Below are 19,953 nucleotides of genomic sequence, written 5' to 3' on the forward strand. Positions count from 1 at the left end.
AACAGATCAGATGACTTGTGCGTTATACTTGTTTAAATTCGATCCAGTCGATCTGCAGACCCGGTTTGGTGAAGTCCAGCTTCAATTCGTACAATCCTGCTTCCAACTCTACTTTCACAAGTTTCTGTCTGATCCATTTGCCTTCAGTACCGTTCGTTTGAATGGTCGTCATCAATTGATCGTTAAGAATGACATTACACGCACTTTGAGCCAGCTCCGGCTCAGGAGACATGATCTGTACAATAATCCGGTACTGCCCAGCCTCATCTACCTTCATATAGACGGGTTGGCCCACAACGGGTTTGACCTGTGCATTGTCAGCCAGCACTTGTGCCTGTTCAGTGGAAAGTGAAGCATTCGCTTGGAATGAAGCGACGTTCTCTACAATCTCATGTTTTCTGGAGAAGACCGGCGCATTCATGATGAACTCACAGATATTCATGGCGGACCGCTGAAGCTCTCCACGTGTCAACGTCCCATTTTCCAGAGATTCGATGGTATTGTCATCCCAACCGTTAATTTCTGCACCATAGTTAGGTACAACCATGTACAGATCGTTCTGGGCACGAACCATCCAGTTGGTGTTTTTCCGATCTGCTGGTCCACCTTCAACGCCATCGTTCATAATAGCCCACCAGTCGGTCATCACGATACCTTGGAAGCCCCATTCTCCACGAAGAATGGTCGTGTTCAGATCATAGTTCGAAGCTGCCCAATGTCCATTAATCGGATTGTAGGACGTCATGATTGAATTCGCACCGCCTTGTTTCACGGCAATCTCGAATCCTTTCAAATAGATCTCACGCAATGCACGCTCGGATACAACCGCATCCACTTTACTGCGGTGTTTCTCCTGATTGTTGCAGGCAAAGTGTTTCAACGTGGCATTGGAGCCACCTTTCATAATCCCTTTGGTGCAAGCTGCAGCAAATACACCAGAAACCAGCGGGTCTTCAGAGAAATACTCAAAGTTCCGTCCGTTCAGCGGGCTACGACGAATGTTCAATCCAGGCCCGAGAAGTGCATCCACCTGATTTCTCAGCAATTCCTGGCCTTCCATCACATATAGCTCTTCGACAAGCTCTGCATTCCATGTTGCCGCGAGCAATGTTCCGATGGAGACTTGTGTCGCTTTCTCCCCGCTATCCATACGAATACCGGACGGGCCATCTGCGGTACATGCAACAGGAATTCCGTAATTAAACAGACTGTCGCTCACGCCGCCAAATGCGGAAGCTGTACCCGATGTAACGAGTGGGCTGCTCATGCCTTCGCCTCTCACGATTGCCGCCAGATCCTGATCACTCAGTTGGGCGATAAAAGCTTCCAGGCTGACTTTGCCTTCCTTCACGTCTCTCAGCTTGTAACCCTGATTGCCGGTCTGCTCCAGCGTTTGCGGCAAGCATTGTTCAATTCGTTCAGCCATGGATACTTGGCGTGTCGGTACATCTGCAAAGATCAACTCATACGAACCATCTTCCTTGCGCGCTCCCGGCTTCATTCTCGTAAAGCCTTCTGTCGGTGCCATTGCCTCCTGGAGCTGTTCCACGAGTTGAATCGTTTCTATGACATAACCATCCTGACCATCAATACGGACGTGTTCCACATTTTTGACACTGGTTCCCACGTATATGCGGTACGTGCCTGCCTCCAGCACATACGCCGATGCATGGCCCGTTACGCCAGCATCATCATACGATGCCATGGAATCCACAGTGAAGCTTACGGTCAGACGCTGAGACTCACCTGGCTGAAGCAGATTGGTTTTGCCAAATGCCACCAGAGCTTTCGCCGGTTTACCTAATTGGCCTTGTGGGGCTTCATAATAGATCTGTACCACTTCTTTACCAGCATAGGTTGTGCCCGTATTGGTTACGGTTACATTCACCTTAATACTGTTTTCTCCATCTTGCGAGATCCATTTTGCGTCTTCAGCCTTGGTTGTGAATGTGGTATAGGACAAACCATATCCAAATTCAAATTGTACTTTTCCAGGTCGAAACGTTTCGAAATAACGATAGCCTACGTAGATATCTTCTTGATAAAGGTTCTTGAACTCATTCCCGTAATTGCTTGTGGATGGATAATCTTCGATGGAATATGCAATCGTATCGGTTAATTTCCCGCTTGGTGTAACGTCTCCGGCCAGTACATCAGCAATCGCGTTACCACCCTCCATACCGCCATGCCACGAGTAGATGACACTTTGGATCGGATGAACGTAGCTTTCGTTATTCAACCAGCTCATGTCCATAATGTTTGATACATTCAGCACCACGATCGTTTGTTCAAAATGGTTCGTGACCTGCTTCAGCATTGCTTTCTCATCTTCTGTCAACTGGTAGCTGCCTGGGGCATCAACGTTGTCCTGATCTTCACCTGCTGTGCGTCCAATGACCACAATTGCTTTGCTGGATTTCGTTCTGGCCCGGGAGACCAATTCATCCGTTAAAGGCATCTCCTTCTGGTTCCAAGGCTCTGCCGCCCATACTTTTCCACCATCATCGAACGGATTTTCCTCAATCCACTTTTCATAGACAGCTGCAAGCTCTTCATTGACCGTAAGTCCCTTTTTGCTGCGCAGACCATCCAGCAAATTGGTCGTATACGCCACATGTACACTACCGCCCGACCCTGTACCACTCCGATAATAGTTCACTTGAATTCGGCCAAACACTGAAACGTTTTCGTTTTGTCGAATCGGCAGAGCTTGTCCTTCGTTCTTCAAAAGCACTGCGCCTTCAGCGGCAACCGTGCGGCTAAATTCTGCAAACCCTTCCAATGGAACTCCAATTTGATGTGTGCTCAAAGCTTCCCCTCCTGATTGTCATCTCCATCCCCACGAATCGCTATGTATATTCGTTAATCTGGTAGATTCACTGGTATCTAGTCTCATATTAACAGATTCTATAGTAGAAAATAAATCAGGTTAAACGTTTTTTCATATTGTGGACATGATTTTACAAATATCCAACTTAAAAAGCCACGAACGTTATCCGTTCGTGACTTTTATTCTTGTTCAACCCATGCATCAGGTCGTTAATTTGGCATAGACAAGGAAAAACACCATGTTCTCTCCCACAATTGCATAATTAGGCACCTGATAGATGAGATCCACAAGGACGAACGCGGCCAGTAGTCCCAGCATGATCGCCAAGTGCCGAGGACGAAGCCGCATATGGGCATGTCTGTAGCGATGGAACACAAGTGAGGTCGACAAGAAATACAGCAGCACGGATCCAAACATAAACCCGATCATGAACACATAGTTCAATTGATTCTGATACAACAACTGGATCGAAGCAGCGATCATGCTCATAGATATGTAGATGAACAGATGACCATAAATAATCGCTTGCCCGGCAGTCTGAATTTCCTTGCTTACCTTTTTCTCTACATTTTCGAAGTACTGCCACCACATCGCAATGACAAATATCGAAGTAAAAACGGCAAACAGGATCGACTTCATATCCCAATGGTCCGCTTGCAGCACAGCGATAATACTAACGACAGATTCACCCAGCAGAATAAGTGTAAAAAGTGCGAAACGCTCCAGCAAATGATGTGTCTGAACGGGTACTTTCACCAGATTCTTGCGTCCAATCAACGGAAGGATGATATCCACGGCAATTCCCGCATACAAAATCACATAGCGCAGCCAGGAATCGAAAAACAGAGAACCCGATGAAATCAATATACCAATGATGAAACAGGTGCCCAGGTAACGGGCTGCTTGTTGTTGATGTGTGCTTTTGGATTTATGAACAGTCAGGTACTGAATGGCCGTAAACGCCCTCGATCCAATATACCCGATAAAGAATGACAGGTAGTATTGATCAAAATGAGTCGAGAGGCTTGCTGTCATCACCAGAACAGACAAGAGCTGAAGGATGAGGAATATTCGATGGCTCATTATATCCTGACCATAACGGTTAATGAATAGGGTCTGACCGACCCATGCCCACCAGACAGGAATGAAAATCAACACAAATTTCATCAGATATTCAAACGTAATCACGCCATGTTCGGCATGCAGCAGGACATGCCCCGCTTTGGAAACTGCCGCAACAAAGAGCAAATCATAGAACAGCTCCAGCCAGGTAACCTTTTTCTCCATCATCCTTCAATGCTCCTTTATTTTCCTCATAATACAACACTGTTGCTTGTACCTTTACCTACCCGCTGGCTTGATGACGCGCCCAGAGTAAAACTCTGAGCGCCATCCACCTTACTCCATCACTGCTGTTGCAGGTACTAGCGTTCTTACCTGGATCGGCTGCAAATTGCCTTCGATTTGGGCACGATATGGTTCAAACCATTCAGGCAGCATGAGTTTTTGTCCAAGCGACTCCGCCGGCTCATCTTTTGTGAATCCAGGAGGATCGGTAGCAATTTCGAACAGGATACCGCCGGCTTCTCTGAAATAGATTGCGTTAAAATATTGACGGTCCCGAACCGGGGTCGGCTGATAACCATACTGTTGCACAGCCTCTCTCCATTGTGCATGCTCTGCAAAATCTTTGGCACGCCACGCGATATGGTGGACCGTTCCTGCTCCGCCAGCGCCCAGAGCCATGCGGGTCATCGGAACATCCACCACATTACCGATATCGCCGCTGGACCGGAAACGTACATATTCCTCGTTTTGATCTACTTTTGTGAATCCGAGTATTTTATCCAGCGCATCCATCGTTCTCTGCGGATTTACGCTGAACAGCACGGCACCTCCAAACCCTTTGATGGCTTTGTCTGCGGGAATTCCTTCATGCACCCAGGTGCTGGCTGCGCCCTCTTCACGTTCAACCAGTTCAAGACGCAAGCCCTCGCGGTCTTCGAACTGCAGCAGCTCTTCGTTAAAACGATTCGTTTTGGTTACCTCAATGTTATACTGTTCCAGCCGATCCTGCCAGAAGCCAATAGTCCCAGGCGGAATTACATATGAGGTTATGCCAACCTGACCGCCGCCAATTTTGCCTCGTGGTGATCCGGCTGATGGGAAGAATGTAATGATGGTGCCCGGACTTCCGTTCTCATCCCCAAAATACAGATGGTACACATCAGGTGCATCGAAGTTAATCGTTTTTTTCACGAGACGAAGTCCCAAAACTCCAGCATAAAAGTCGACATTGGCCTGTGGATCTCCCGCAAAAGCTGTAATATGGTGAATACCTGCAGTTTGAATAGTCATCATTATTTCCTCCTTGGTTTATCAAACATGTATAGTGGTCAAATATTATCTTTATATTAAGATATTTATTCGGAATAAGTTAGTTATTGTTCTGGTTAGATTGTTCCTGTTTCAATCGATCTGGAGTGACGTCGTCGCCGTTCGGATCATAGATGGTCACATTCAGCAGAATATCATTGATCGAACCGCGAAAGGTTTGCAGATATTCCTGGCGCAGACGAATTTGTTCCGCTCTCTCCATCTCCGTCAACCCTGCAGCTTTGGCTTTTCTTGAAAGTTCATTTATTCTGGTCAATGTTGGGATCATCATCTTGATCTCTCCTCGTAAATCGGATTTAAGATATTTACTTGTTCTCGGCTTTATTTATATTCAAATTAAATATCTTAATTTAAAGATAAATCATTAGAGCTCCGTTGTCAACCCTTTATCTGATATAAAAATCAAATACAAAAAAGGCTCACTCAAAAGTAGTTCACTTCTAAGTAAGCCTTCCTATATTTCAGTGCATTAAGCCAACTTCTGACCACAGTTTGGACAGAAATTTGCTCCTTCATTCTTGGCGCCACAGTTCGGACAGAAGTTCGGTTTTTTGTTGTCTCCCGAGGAAGAAGAAGCACCTGCATCACCGTTTTGGTTTACTGAAGGCTTTGAATCCGAGTTCTGGTTCTGACTGTTCTGATTCTGATTCATGTTTTTCATCATTTCATTTGCCATGTTCATGCCCATCATCATGCCCGCCATATCTGAAGCAGCCCCGCCACCCTGAACTTTACCAGATGAGATGCCGTCCGTCATGCTGACCTGCTGATATTTTTGCAAATTACCAATCATCTCATGTGAAGCTGTCTTCGTAATCATATCCTGGATTTCCTGCGGGTAATTGAAGCTCATCACCTGGAAACCTGTGATTCCGATCCCGATGTCCATCATTTGCATATCCAGATCTTCCTGAATGCCTTTCGCAATATCCGAAGCATTCGCCTGCAGGTTGAACATGTCCTTGCCCTCACGACTAATCCACTTCATCAGCAGCTGATCCAGCACAGACGTAATCCGGATTTTGACATCCTCAACCAGATAACTCTGTTTGATACCCGCGATTTTATCGATTAGCGTGACATAGTCACTCACTTTAAAATTAAACGTCCCATTCGCACGAATCGGCATCCCGCCTGGGAGTTGAGGAGTCGGAATCAGTACCGGGCTTTGCGTACCCCAGCGAACCGTAAACTCCTTCGTATTCACAAACAGCACTTCGACGCGCATACCGCTGTTGAATCCGAACTTGAACCCTTTTGAGGTAGACAAAAACGGTATAATCTCGGAATCAATATTAAACGATCCTTCGTCCTCGAAAATCCCTTCCACCTTGCCGTTATTCAGGAAGATCGCATCCTGCCCTGAACGAATAATCAGCTTACTTCCCTTCTTGATCTCCCGGTTACTCCACTTCCAGAAAATCATATCATCTCTGAACTCTTCCCATTCCACCACATTCGAAAATTGATTTTTGAAAAATCCCATACTCGTTCCCATCCCTTCTATAGTAAGCATTTTGCATCATCATGATATAAGCTGAATCGTTATTTCTCCTACTAGAAAGATCCTCTACTACCACTATGCGAATGACCGCCTCGGCTGGTACCTCCGCCCCCGCCGCCTCCGCCACCATTGTTGTTGTTCTTCTCAATTTTGCGTTTGGTTACGGTAGTACGGATATACCGATCCTGACGATCAATGACGCTGGAAGTACTCGAATCCTCATAGGTCGCCCGGTTGACCGTCACACGTCCGCCAGAACGGTAAGCCATAATCCCAACAGCAATGCCTCCGATCACTACAGATACGCCCAATTGGAACCAGCCATTAAATAAAATATTGTTCGGGTTTACACCCGGTTCATACCCCATATATTTGTAGGAAAGCTTAATATACTTCTCAAAAGCGAGCTTATAATCCCCATTGGATAATTCAGATGTAATCCTGCTTCGGATTGATTGCAGCCGATCATTGTCCAAATAATCTTCGGCTTTATAGAATCCAGCCAGATAGACTTCCCGATTATTCATGTCCATCGTCAGAATGACCGCATTTCCATGCGCTTTATCATACCCAAGAGCGTGTTCATCATAAAAATCCTCGGTCAGCAACTGTACATCCTGATTCTCAAAATTATTTGTTGTCAGAATAACGAAGTCCGTTTGCCTCTCCGCCCCATACTCATTCGCCAATGTGTTCAGTTCACTTTTCTCCTGCTCGTTCAGCAGATTAGCCTCATCGTAAATCAGATTTTTGCTATCTGCTGCCGATACCACTAGTATTGGCATCCATGGAGAACTGAGGGTGATCAGAAATAAGATGAGCGTCGCCATCCATGCCAGATGTATTCTTTTCCTCACAGGAATCCACCTCCCATCATCCAGGAGACCAGTTTCAATGACAACAAGGAAACCGCTGAAATTCCTGCGAACCATCCGGCAACTTTAGCTTTGCTAATGGGCGGTTTGCCCACCACTTTACCCGTCTGCCCATTCATCGCAAAGGTATACTGCGAACGGTTAAAGTCATAGTAAACCATCCACACCGGAAGCAGCACATAGTCCGCATTTTTCATCGTGGTATCAATCTGTTTGTCCGTGTAGCTCACACTGTTATAACCCGAAACTGTTGATGCAATATAAGAATCAATATAAGAGCTCGTTTTTTCTTTGGCGCGCGGGTATAGCTCCTCGTCGGTATAACTATACTTTTCCGCAATATACCCGGCGAGATACGGTGTTTTGAAAAGCTTCAACTGGTTATAAGGAAATGGCTCCAGCTTATCCATCAGTTCATCTTTCATCTTCTCCGAAGCATCAATGGGCAGATTCACATAATTAAGCCGAATCCTCCGGTAAATATCAAAATGCTGTGTTTCCGTATAATGATAATCCCCCTGAGTGTAGGTTCGGATCTTCGTGGCACGGCCGTGAACTTCGATTTTGTTATGTAACTCATATAGCCAAAAAGGTACGTATATCCCGGTAATACTCTGGACCCGGTCAGCCGTCATGAACCCGCTTGGCGTCAGCAGACCGTTTCTGCACCACTTTTTGAACGCCTGCTTGGCCTCATCCTTGCTGATCGAAAAGGGAAGAACCATGGCCGGTGCCAGATCTCCTGTCAACCGGTCACTTAGTACAACGGCAGCTCCGCAGAAGCTGCATGTCGTTGCACTTGTCTCCGGCTCAGTCACGATGTCCGCGCCGCAGCTGTTGCAGTGATACTCCTTGACCTCATTCTCCGTGAACACCTGTTTCTTCAATGGATCGGGGATCTGTTCAATATTATCCTGTCGTCCACAGCTAGGGCAGGACAACGCTCCAGTTGCACTATCAAAAAGCATTCCACTGCCGCAGTTGGGGCACTTGTATTCGATTACCGGCATTTGTTCACCTCCATGTTTAACGAAATGGGATTAAAATCGCATCGCTTCTCCGGCTTATTTCTGCCCTCTTCATAATTGTATATATTTCAACCTTCACCCTTCAATTTCTCCTGTATTGCCGCCAGCTCTTCCTCTGGATTCAGCGACACCTGCCCTTTATTACCCGCTTCAGCATTCATTTGCTGCTCCAACTGCGCAATTAGCACATCCAGATCATCGTCCTGTGCCCCAGCGCGCAGTTCAGCCAAAGCCTCAGCTTCGTTAAGCGCCTGATTTGCTTTGTCTTCCATAGCCTTAAAGGCAGCGTTCGCATTGGCAGCCGAGGCATTCCGTTCATTGGCCTGTTGCTGCGCATGGGCAGCCGCCATTCTGCCCTTCAGCTCCGCATGGCGAGCTTCCAATTGCCCCATATCTGCAACCAGCTTCTCATGCATATGCTTCATCATTTTCGCTTTGGCGGAGGCCCGGTCATAGGCGGCTTGCAACTCGTTCATTTTCTCCGCCTGTTTCACTTTTTTCTCAAGAAAACCACGTGCCTTGTCTTCATCACCGGACTCCGCAGATTTCTCTGCATATCGCTGTAACTTCTTAAGCTCGGAGCTGCATTCATCCAATGCCCGCTTCGCCCGGTTTTCCTCTGACAGCACTGCAGCCGTCTCTGCCTTCACCTGACCCAAATCACTGCTCAAGCTCCGCATATATTCATTCACCGTCTTCTCCGGGTCTTGCGCACGAGCCAGCACATGGTTCACATTGGCTTTCATTACGTCCCTAAACCTCGATAAGATTCCCATCATCCGTTCCTCCTTCGATCAGTTTATATGTACTATAATACATGAATATGAGGTTGAAGGTTTCATTTCCCTTATCCCTGTAAGTAGGGAGACAAATTCACACGCATACCATATCGGCGCCCCCCGCTTGCGGAGGACGCCATCTTTATAACGCAATTATAATTAGCTTGGATTAACTGATGAAGGAGCATCTTTGGCGTTCGTGCAGGAAAACATCCCGGAAGCCTTGCTGATGTGTATCTTCCCATTTGATTCTTTCATTTTCCCTTCCAAAAAAACTTTAAAGGATTGAGCGTCCTGAGGACTCATGACGTGCTTATCCTCTTCCAGCCCATTCATGGATAATACATATTCGACGATGGCATCCGAGTCTGTTATGGAAAGAGAATCTTCGTACACATGTAATTGCACATCCGTAAAGGCATGTTCAAGTTGTTGCTTTCCGTTCTCCATGGAAAATTTCGACTCAATCATGCCAAGAATACTGTCATATTGGCTATCAGGATTAAAGACTTTTACCAACTCTTTCATCTCGGCCATATTTCGTGAACCGATGGTACTGGCGTAAAAGGTCCCGTTCTTCTTAAGCACTCTCCCGATTTCGGACAATGCCCTCTCCAGATTCCCGATATGATATAACATATGATTAGCGATTACGATATCAAAGCTTTCTTCGGGATAATGAATTTTCTCTGCATCCATGACACTCCATTGGATATGTTCCCCAAGATGAGTAAGATTGCGTTGGGCATCCTGAAGCATCCCCGACGATTTGTCCGTAATGGTTATGTTCCAATGATTAGGAATGCGCTCGGCATTGGCCATCCACAACAATCCGTTTCCACCACCCAATTCTAAGACCCTGAGATGATCCTTCTTTGGAAATTGATCAAAGACCCAAAGAGGCCAGGGGTATGGATTCGTACTGTATGTTTTATGCAAATGAATTCTCGCATTGAATTTGCCCGAATTAGCATATTGCTTACTTTGGTCAGGGTTTTCTTTTTTGGCCGACATTTGAGTCCGCTCCTTTAGCCAGACGCCACGTACGCATGGAGTCCGCATAGTTTAATAACTGTTCGGCAAACGTCTGGATCTCACTGTCGTTCCAATCGCGCAAGATATGTGCCAAACCATCAATACTCACTTTCAGGAAATTAGACAATTCCTCTTCTCCCAATGGAGATAAGGTAACCAAACTGGACCGTAAATCATTCGGATCTGAGACCGCTACGATATGACCAGACTGTTTTAACACCTGAATTCTCCGGGTGATTGATGAGGGATTCAAATCTAGTTTGCTCGCAATATCCGTGATCCTCACAGCTCCCTGTTCCTTGACAAACAACAGAATCTCAAACGTTAAGCGGTCCAGATCTGATCGAAGATTTTGTGCATGCGTAAATTCTTTAACTATTCTTAACGTACCGTAAGCCAACTTCTCCAGCTCATCTCGATTGCTTGCCAAAAGTGATCACCTCCAATCTGATCATAATTTATTTGTTTGCGCAAAGCAAATAAATTTTCAATGCTATTTTCGTTCCTGAAGAGGTTTCGGTTATCTCCTTATAGCGAGCTCTACCGGATCCGACATGAGCCAAAGATGCCATTCCTCTGCAAGTTGGCTATAATAAGGGAAGTCTTCTCATTCCGCAGCACCCGAGATGACCAATGAACGATTTTTATAAAAGGCAGGAAAATGATGCGAACACGAGTCCATATTATCGCTCCTTATGAATCCATGACTACGATTATAGAAGAATCCATTCCGTTATTTCCGCAATTAGCCATTCAGTGTGAAGTAGGCGACTTAGTAAAAGGGGCCGAACTGGCGGCCCAAGCCGAACGAAATGGTGCGGATATTATTATTAGCCGCGGGGGAACCGCCCAGCTGATTAAGGAAGCTGTGACCATTCCGGTTATTGATGTGCAATTAACTGGATATGACATGATTCGCTCCCTTACGCTGGCCAGCCAGTTCAACGGCCTAACAGCCATCGTTGGCTTTTCCAACATTACTTCAGGTGCACAATCCATTATTGATTTGATGGACTTACCTTTAAAGGTATACACCATACGCAGTTCCGAAGATGTGGCACGATTGCTGCTGGAGCTCAAAGCTTCCGGGTACCGGCAGATTGTTGGAGATGTCATCACTGTAAATACGGCTAAAACTTATGGAATGGAAGGTTTATTGATCCAATCCGGTAAGGAATCGATTCTTAGAGCCCTTGAAGATGCACAGTTGGTATATCGTTATTTGAGCAAAAACCATGCGATATCGATCATCTTGAATGATCTGGTTACCAAGGAGCATCCTAATCTCATGATCCTGGACGATCAGAACGAAGTTGTATTCGAGAACTTGACGGATTTCGAGCAGAATCCACTGACGGATAATCACATCTATCTTACCAATACCAACCTGGAGTTCCACCAGTCCCAAGTTCAAAATGTGTTCATCGTTGACGATTACCAGCTGACGGTAACAGCCTACGAAACTGCGTTGGATAACAAAAGGTTCAAAGTATTTTTTCTTGAAAAAGGACAGCCTTATGCTTTTGCACAATACGGCATAACAGCGTATAACGACATATCCATGGAGCCGATTGTTGCCGAATCTCCTGCCATGCAGGCCGCATTGAGGAATATACGTACCCTGTATGAAAACCACGAACCCATTTATCTGCTGGGCGAAGCGGATTCGGGCAAATCTTTTCTGGTAAAACATATTCATCAGATGTACTCTGGCGGCGGGTTGCTTTTACAAATGGATCTGACACAAATGCCTCCAGGTCATTTGCACAGAATACCACTTTCCAAGGTTCGAAATGTGGAGATTAACCAGATGGAAAATCGCCTGGAGGATGAGGAATTAATCTCTTTTATCCAGAACTGCCTACAAAGGCAAATCGGTGTGTTTATCCTCGGTGAGCAGCGATTGAATCCAGATCGAACCCTCCATATTGAGCTGAATACGATCATTATGCCGAGCTTGGTGGACAGACAGGAGGATCTTGAACCTCTGATCCAGCATTTCCTTAGTGATTACTATCAGAAGTATGGTACGGTTGCCGTGAAAATGAAAGAGGACGCACTGCGGCTGATCAGAGATCAAGTCCCGTATATGACAGTCAACCAATTGAGGCATCTCATCAAACAGGCTGCACTGAATGAACAGGAATACGTGATCTCCGCTTCAACCGTGTCACTTCTGCTCGGTCAACATCCCTCATCCAATACGATGAAGTTAAATGGTACATTGAAAGAGATCGAAAAAGAGATTATTCAATACGTACTGCAAGAGGAAAACAATAATCAATCCAAGGCAGCCGAACGTCTGGGGATTAACCGGGCCACGTTATGGCGTAAACTTAAAGAGTAACTTTAGGTTTACGCTTTTTTTACAGCTTCATGTGTTGCATTATTAAACACTTAAACGTATTACTTAAAATTTACAATAAATAAGTGTTGCTAAAATAAACAATATGGGATAACATAGTCCCTGCAAGCGCTTTATAAAAACGATTACTTCATAAGGAGCCACTACTATGAACATTAAAGCAACATTAGATCGTATTCCTGGCGGTATGATGGTTGTTCCCCTGCTGCTCGGCGCAACCATTAACACATTCTTTCCGAATGCTTTGCGGATCGGCGGTTTCACCGAAGCCCTGTTCGTAAATAGCTCAAGCACACTGATCGCCCTGTTCCTGTTGATTGCGGGTACGCAAATCACGTTCAAGACGGCCGGTTCTTCGGTTGGTAAAGGCGTTACACTGCTTGTGTTCAAGTGGGCAGTTGGTGCAATATTAGGTTTGATCGCCATCTATTTTGCGGATTCCAATGGTTTATTCCTTGGTTTGGCACCGCTTGCCATTATCGCTGCAATGACGAATTCCAATGGTGGACTGTACATCGCGCTGGCCGGACAGTACGGCAAAGAAGATGACAAGGCGGCTTATCCGTTCCTCGCACTCAGCGATGGACCGTTCCTCACCATGGTTGCTCTTTCCATTTTCGGTGCGATGGGCTTTGCCAACGGCATGTTCTCCCCGATGTCTTTTGTAGCCGTTCTGCTTCCGCTTATCGTCGGCGTTGTTATTGGTAATCTCGATAGAAACATGGCTGATTGGCTGCATAAAGGCAGTGACAAGCTCGTTCCGTTCTTCGCCTTTTCACTGGGTATGGGCATCAACTTCTCGTCGATCATTCAAGGTGGATTAAGTGGGATCCTGTTGGGTGTCCTGACTGTACTGATCACGGGCGGCGTTGGATTCCTGCTGTTCAGAGCCATTGGCTGGAACCCGATTGTTGGAGCTTCCGAAGGTTCTACGGCCGGTAACGCTGTAGGTACGCCTGCTGCCATCGTGGCTGCAAACGCTTCTTTTGCCCCGATTGCCGAGATTGCTACGGTGCAGATTGCTGCAAGTGTGGTCACCACTGCCATACTGCTGCCGATCTTCATCGGATTCCTCTCCAAAAGGCTGGAGAAATCAGGCGGGGTCGAGAAATACAATCAAAGACCGTCCACATAAATGCACGGAATTTAATTGACCGGAATTATAACTATTTTGCTTTCCAAGGAGGGATGACTGCATGAAATTAGCCATTATTGCAGATGATTTGACCGGCGCCAATGACAGCGGGGTGCAGCTTGCCCGTCATGGATTGAAGACCAGTGTCCTGTTTAACATAAATGAGGATAATCTTACCGAATACGATGCGGTCGTATTTGATACCGATAGCCGTTCCATCACACCGGAGGATGCGTATCAGCGCGTAAGCAGAGCAGCTGAGCTGCTGTTGAAGAACGGATTTGGCACTATTTTCAAAAAAATGGACTCGACCATGCGCGGAAACATCGGCAGCGAGATCGATGCTTTGTACGACGTGGTCAAACCCGACTTCATGATGATTGCCCCGGGCTATCCCAAGAACAATCGCACCATTCTTAATGGCACGCATTATCTGAACGGCGTTCCACTGGCCGATACCGAGATTGCGAATGATCCGAAGACACCTGTGACCCTTTCGTATCTTCCGGATTTACTCAAACTCCAGACCAAGTATGAAGTGGGCGGGATTACGGTGCGGGATCTTGAATCGGGTAGGGATCATATGAAGACGCAGCTGGAATACTTTAAAGCTAACGGCATTCCCTATATCCTCGTCGACTCGACGGATGAGCAGCACTTGGAGCAGATTCTACGTATCACCAGTGAGCTGGACTATACCTTTGCCTGGGCAGGTTCAGCGGGAATCGCGAACTACCTGCCTACCCATTATGGCTTGGGAGCCAAGTCCTCGGAATTGACTATCCCAGCGAATCCGGGTCCAATCCTCACCGTTGTGGGGAGCGTAAACCGAAACTCGCGCGAGCAGCTCAAGCAGCTACTACAGAAAACCAATGTATCATCCATTCCATTCCACTCCTTCAAAGCCGTATCGGATTCGGCAGATCGTGAGCAAGAAATCGATCGTGTGTATGAGGAAGTGAAGGCCAAAGCGGTGGAAGGCAATGACGTTGTCCTCTATTCCACCGCCGAACAGGTCGATATTGAACTGGCACGTGCCACGGGCGAAGTCCGAGGGCTTAATCACACCGAGGTCAGCAATGAAATTGTACGAGCCATAGGTGAAATCTGCGCCAAACTGCTGGAGAATGGGTATTTCAAAGGGGTGTCCATGACAGGTGGAGATACAGCGAAACAAATCTGTATGAAGTGGAATATCAGCGGTTTTGAACTGCTCGATGAGCTTGAAATTGGCGTACCCATATCGAAATTTATTGGAATTGAGGATCTGCACGTGATCACCAAAGCGGGCGGATTCGGCAAGCCCGACGTCTTCATCCATGCGATTGAAAAATTAAAAGGAGGAGTTCCCGTATGAAACCAACCGTTGGAATTACAATGGGCGATGCAGCAGGCATTGGACCCGAGATCATTATGAAAGCACTGGGTCATCAGGAGGTCTACAACAACTGCAATCCACTCGTCATTGGCGATGCCAAAATATTGGAGCGTGTTCTGCCTGTCATCGGATCGAGTCTGAAGGTAAATGCTATTCATGAGCCATCCGAAGCCTTGTATGAATTCGGTACTGTAGACGTTATTGATCTGGACCTCGTTCCCGCAGATTTGGAATATGGTAAAGTATCTGCCGTTGCGGGAGATGCAGCCTTTCAATTTCTGGCGAAAGCCATTGATCTGGCCAAAAAACAGCAAATCCACTCCATCTGCACGGCGCCCCTGAACAAGGAAGCCTTGCACCTCGGTGGGCACCTGTATCCAGGTCACACCGAGATTTTGGCCGATCTCACCGATACCGAGGATTTCTCCATGATGCTGACGACGCCCAATCTGCGAGTGATTCACCTTACGACGCATATGGGCCTGATTGATGCCATCGCGAGCATCAACCCGGAAAGAACCTACACCGTGGTTAAACTGGCTCATGATACGTTAAAAAAAGCCGGCTTCGACAATCCGCGTGTAGCTGTTTGCGGGATTAACCCGCATGCAGGTGAGAACGGATTGTTCGGTAATGGTGAAGAGGAAGAAAAACTGCAGCCCGGCATCGAACGTGCACAGCAGGAAGGCATTAACGTCGTTGGTCCACTTCCGGCGGACACATTGTTCTTCCGAGCAGGGCGAGGCGATTTTGATATCGTTGTTGCCTGCTACCACGACCAGGGACATGCTCCGATCAAAGTTATGGGCATCGAAGAAGGCGTAAATATTACAGTAGGTCTTAAAGGTGGTATCATCCGTACCTCTGTAGACCATGGGACAGCCTTTGACATCGCTGGTAAAAATATTGCTGATGACAAGAGCATGCTGGCCGCCATCCGTTCTGCCATTGAACTTGCGCCAAAAACGCAAATTTAACATACGTATTCTCAGAAAAGAAATAAAAGCAGCGATTCTTCTGTAATGGCAGAATCGCTGCTTTTTATTTGTGGTCAACATGGTTTAATTCATCAGCAAAGGAATTTTTTCATGTACATTCTATTGGCGGTCATACCAATAGCCAGGAATGCCCCGTTCCAGCCGCATCAGTGCTTCAAGATAAAAATAATCGCCCCAGATCGTGTAGTCATCCGGTGAATCTCCACCTCTTACAGAGTAGGAACCATGCTTCAGCAGACCCTCCGCTGTATCGGAGCCTTGCGTAGAGTAATGACGAATTAGGGATTTCATGGACGATTCGGCTGCCTTTTGAAAAGCCTCCCGCTCTGGGTCGGCTTCATTTAGCTGTCCGGCAATCTCCAGCAGACCACAGGCAACAATGGCAGATGCAGAGCTGTCCCGTTTCGTGTCGGGCGCCTGCGGAGCATCAAAATCCCAGTACGCTACTTCATCCTCCGGAAGATGGGCAATGAAATAACGGGCGAGCCGCTTGGCTGTCTCCAGCATCTCTGTACTTTGCAGATAGCGGCTGCACAGTGCAAAACCATATATCCCCCATGCCTGTCCACGAGTCCAGGTAGAGCCATCATTGTATCCTTGATGCGTACCGCCTCGAATGGCCTCCCCGGTAGCCTGGTCAAAATAAAACGTATGATAACTGGAGTCGTCTCCACGAACGAGGAAACGGCGGCTTTTCAGCGCATGCAGCTCGGCAACGCGGCGATACTCCTCGTTATTTGTCTGCTCATACGCCCAGAACAGCAGCGGAAGATTGAGCAGGCAATCGATAATGATTCGCCCTCCGTTGTTCACATCGCCTTTCCGTCCCCAAGCCTGGATGAGTCCTGCTTCCTCCCGCCAGCGTTTCATCAGCATATCTGCAGCTTCCAACGTGAGTTTCCTTGCTGCGGCGTCATGCTCCACAATCCACTGCGCCTTGGCAGACAACGAATAGAGAAAGCCAATATCATGATGATCGAAAATGATTTTTTGCTCCATTCGTTTGCGGAAGTTATCGACGGTGCTTGCTGCTGCCTTACGAAACAACGGGTCTTGCGTGTACTCCGTGCATAACCACAGGATCCCCGACCAGAATCCGGCCGTCCACTCTGTATTGTCGTTCAACATATAATGCTCATCCCCGTTACTAACATGGGGAAAGCGCCCCTCGAATCGATCTATATTACGCCGGGTGACATGGAGTGCATCATCAATAGCCTTTTTCCACATGGAACTGTTCCTCCTCTAAGCAAGTAATATTCTTCAATCCTCTTGCTGGACCAGCCTGCTGTTTTGCTTATATTGGCCGGGTGTAATTCCCTCATATTTTTTGAAGACACGAATGAACGAATTGCTGTTCAGGAAACCCACCCGCTCGGATACGTCCTGGATCGTCAATTCCTCTGCCTGCAGAATTTTCTTGGATTGCTCAATTCGATATTGGTTGATGTAATCAATCACGTTGACTCCAGTCTGTTCCTTGAAGTACTTGGAGACATAGGTTGGATGAAAACGAAAACGTTCGGATAAGTGGGTCAAACCGAGATTAACATCGGCATAATTCTCATGGATAAATTCCACCAGTTGATCCCTCAATTCCTCACTGCGGGATCGCTTGCGCTCATGCACTGTCTGGCATACCGTCTCCAGTATCCGCAGCAATTCAGCCTCAATTTCCTCAAACGTCTCACATGCAAACAATTGCCGTACCAGCTCATTGCGCTGCGCCATCTCGTTCTGATCATCCGTCTTGATCTGTTCCGTAGCTTTCAGAAAAGTACCGATCAACTCAAACATCAGACAGCGAGCCAGTTCAACAGACAGGGGCTCTCCCGCAAAATTAGTCATGAGAATTTCGTTCATTACTTCCGTGGAACGGGCATAATTCCCTGTAGCGATATAATTGATGAGCTGTCTCTCCAGATCAAGAGGGTAATACAGCTCCTCCTTGGGCCGACGAATTCGGTTCGGATCAATAATTTGACCGATCCCCAGAATCAGCCTGTATTCCAGCGCTTCTTCCGATTCCCGGAAACAATCTGAGATCTCCACAATACGGTGATGAACATGGCTAACACCAACAGAGAAGTACACGCAGAATCGAGAGCTGATGAAACGCTGGGCTTCTTCGACTGCACGAATTAACCGATGACTGGTATCCGCCTCACACTCCCGAATATTAATAAGGAATGCAATTCTTCCATCAATGTCGGCAGAGTATACATGACCGATCGAGCCGATCATCTCCTCCAGCACATTGGTCAGAATCAGATGCACAAATTGATGCTTCTCCTCCTGGTCCTGCTCACGTACTCTGGAACGGAACAGTCCTTCAACATCCTCAATGTGCAGGAGCAATACGGCAAACGAATTCGTCTCGAACCGAATGCCCGAACGTTCCAGGGTCGAAGCAAAATCCTCACCCACCTGCACCCTTCCCTTCATCAGCTTGGAGAGCAGGCTGCTCCGTATAACGCTCTGCTGATCCTTAAGCCTGTTCGCAAATTGGTCCTGCTCCTCCCAGGCTTGGATTAGGACAGACTGCAAGATGCCATATTCATTATCTGGCTGCTCCAGTTTCCATTTGACCTTATCCGAGATAATGTTCATGATCCGTCCCAGCGGACGGTAATTCCGTCTGGCGAACCACCAGGCTGCCACCCCGCCGAGCATCAGTCCTGCCACAACACCTCCAAGCGTAATATTGCGGATGACCGTCAGCTTCTTGGCATAGATTCGGGTAGGGATGATGGATACATACTTCCAGTCCTGGATCTTGGAAGAAATCTGTGATACGGTCACGGATTCTCCGTTCCAATGGATCGTTTCCGTTCTTTTCCCAGCATCATCGAAAAGGTTAAGGTCCTCCCCATTCATGTAAGGGGTTTCAAGTGATCCGGTAGAAAATAACGTTTGACCGTCGTGATCCAGAATGAACACGGTGCTCTCTTTTTCCAAACGTACGTTGTCAATGGCTTGCTGGAATCGGTTGGGGTCCAGGTTAACGACGAAGGTCGCAGGGCTGTTGGCGCCATTTTGGATAGGAAACGGCTGAATATAGACTAGCGTGTCTTCAATCCGTCGGTCTTCACTCCGTACCTCCATCTTGCGGAACATGCTCTTACCGGAATCATGCATAAGCCGGGTCCACACTTCCTCGGTTACGTTCGTCCCCTGATGGAACAAGTCATAGAGATACTTTTTTTGAATGAGTGAAGAAGAGGACAACGCGATATCGGGTTGTTTGATATAGATATACAGTTCACTAATCAAGCCGTTTCCGACGCGTGTGGATTTCAGGTTTTTGATCAGATCAATCCCCATGAACCTCCAGCGGGCATCCTGTTCAGACGCATGATTAATGAAGCTCATGAGTTGGGAGTCGGCCATTAATTGATTGCTAATGCTGCCAATATCACCAATCTGGTTATCAATGGTTTCCTGCACCTGAGATAACAGCACCATGTTGGAACGATTCACTTCTTCCTCAAGCAACAGGCGAGACTCGGCAAAAACAGCAGCACCGATCACAATCGGTATGAGCAGAATGACCATGTAAGAAATGCCCCAGGATAACAGGATGCTTTTTCTCTTCATGCGTCTCCTCCTCACCGTGTGTTATTTGATAT

Annotated in this window: 16 protein-coding genes; 4 read left to right on the plus strand and 12 right to left on the minus strand. The window is 47.0% G+C overall.

The window, feature by feature from the left end:
- Window positions 1-22 precede the first annotated feature (22 nt).
- The 10 genes from PPA03S_RS24055 to PPA03S_RS24100 form a co-directional block, all read right to left on the minus strand.
- Complete coding sequence (locus tag PPA03S_RS24055) at window positions 23-2,809, minus strand: glycoside hydrolase family 3 C-terminal domain-containing protein (protein ID WP_062326610.1); 2,787 nt, start codon at window positions 2,807-2,809, stop codon at window positions 23-25.
- A 222-nt stretch (window positions 2,810-3,031) separates the two neighbouring features.
- On the minus strand, window positions 3,032-4,120 hold the full coding sequence (locus PPA03S_RS24060; RefSeq protein ID WP_062326611.1) for a low temperature requirement protein A: 1,089 nt from the start codon (window positions 4,118-4,120) through the stop codon (window positions 3,032-3,034).
- A gap of 108 nt (window positions 4,121-4,228) precedes the next feature.
- Window positions 4,229-5,188: a ring-cleaving dioxygenase gene (locus PPA03S_RS24065; protein WP_062326614.1), complete on the minus strand. Its 960-nt coding sequence runs from the start codon at window positions 5,186-5,188 to the stop codon at window positions 4,229-4,231.
- A 79-nt stretch (window positions 5,189-5,267) separates the two neighbouring features.
- Window positions 5,268-5,495, minus strand: a complete 228-nt coding sequence (locus tag PPA03S_RS24070) for a DUF896 domain-containing protein (protein WP_062326736.1) — start codon at window positions 5,493-5,495, stop codon at window positions 5,268-5,270.
- 201 nt (window positions 5,496-5,696) lie between these two features.
- Entirely contained in the window at window positions 5,697-6,713 is a 1,017-nt protein-coding gene (locus tag PPA03S_RS24075) for an SPFH domain-containing protein (RefSeq protein ID WP_062326616.1), read from the minus strand.
- Window positions 6,714-6,784: 71 nt separating this feature from the next.
- A complete protein-coding gene (locus PPA03S_RS24080; protein WP_062326738.1) occupies window positions 6,785-7,561 on the minus strand; it encodes a TPM domain-containing protein in 777 nt (258 codons plus the stop codon).
- A 23-nt stretch (window positions 7,562-7,584) separates the two neighbouring features.
- Entirely contained in the window at window positions 7,585-8,616 is a 1,032-nt protein-coding gene (locus PPA03S_RS24085) for a TFIIB-type zinc ribbon-containing protein (RefSeq protein WP_062326618.1), read from the minus strand.
- Between the two features lie 86 nt (window positions 8,617-8,702).
- A complete protein-coding gene (locus PPA03S_RS24090; protein WP_174532156.1) occupies window positions 8,703-9,410 on the minus strand; it encodes a PspA/IM30 family protein in 708 nt (235 codons plus the stop codon).
- 162 nt (window positions 9,411-9,572) lie between these two features.
- On the minus strand, window positions 9,573-10,427 hold the full coding sequence (locus PPA03S_RS24095) for a class I SAM-dependent methyltransferase (protein ID WP_062326621.1): 855 nt from the start codon (window positions 10,425-10,427) through the stop codon (window positions 9,573-9,575).
- Entirely contained in the window at window positions 10,402-10,878 is a 477-nt protein-coding gene (locus PPA03S_RS24100) for a MarR family winged helix-turn-helix transcriptional regulator (protein ID WP_062326623.1), read from the minus strand. The genes PPA03S_RS24095 and PPA03S_RS24100 overlap by 26 nt, the downstream gene beginning before the upstream one ends.
- Before the next feature lie 231 nt (window positions 10,879-11,109).
- On the opposite strand from PPA03S_RS24100, the gene PPA03S_RS24105 reads away from it, so the two are divergent.
- The 4 genes from PPA03S_RS24105 to pdxA all read left to right on the plus strand — a co-directional run bounded on the left by PPA03S_RS24105 (window position 11,110) and on the right by pdxA (window position 16,303).
- Window positions 11,110-12,795: a sigma-54-dependent transcriptional regulator gene (locus PPA03S_RS24105; RefSeq protein WP_245683713.1), complete on the plus strand. Its 1,686-nt coding sequence runs from the start codon at window positions 11,110-11,112 to the stop codon at window positions 12,793-12,795.
- Window positions 12,796-12,961: 166 nt separating this feature from the next.
- On the plus strand, window positions 12,962-13,948 hold the full coding sequence (locus PPA03S_RS24110; protein WP_062326625.1) for a 2-keto-3-deoxygluconate permease: 987 nt from the start codon (window positions 12,962-12,964) through the stop codon (window positions 13,946-13,948).
- Window positions 13,949-14,009: 61 nt separating this feature from the next.
- Window positions 14,010-15,305 (plus strand): four-carbon acid sugar kinase family protein, encoded by a 1,296-nt coding sequence (locus tag PPA03S_RS24115; protein ID WP_062326627.1) that lies wholly within the window; start codon window positions 14,010-14,012, stop codon window positions 15,303-15,305.
- A complete protein-coding gene (pdxA, locus tag PPA03S_RS24120; protein ID WP_062326629.1) occupies window positions 15,302-16,303 on the plus strand; it encodes a 4-hydroxythreonine-4-phosphate dehydrogenase PdxA in 1,002 nt (333 codons plus the stop codon). The genes PPA03S_RS24115 and pdxA overlap by 4 nt, the downstream gene beginning before the upstream one ends.
- 120 nt (window positions 16,304-16,423) lie before the next feature.
- Here the strand turns inward: pdxA and PPA03S_RS24125 are convergent, their stop codons facing one another.
- Window positions 16,424-17,554, minus strand: a complete 1,131-nt coding sequence (locus tag PPA03S_RS24125; RefSeq protein ID WP_062326631.1) for a glycoside hydrolase family 88 protein — start codon at window positions 17,552-17,554, stop codon at window positions 16,424-16,426.
- A gap of 33 nt (window positions 17,555-17,587) precedes the next feature.
- Window positions 17,588-19,921, minus strand: a complete 2,334-nt coding sequence (locus PPA03S_RS24130) for a helix-turn-helix domain-containing protein (RefSeq protein ID WP_062326634.1) — start codon at window positions 19,919-19,921, stop codon at window positions 17,588-17,590.
- Window positions 19,922-19,953 lie beyond the last annotated feature (32 nt).

Origin of the sequence: Paenibacillus pabuli NBRC 13638, assembly GCF_001514495.1 — a bacterium.
Taxonomy (GTDB): Bacteria; Bacillota; Bacilli; order Paenibacillales; family Paenibacillaceae; genus Paenibacillus; species Paenibacillus pabuli.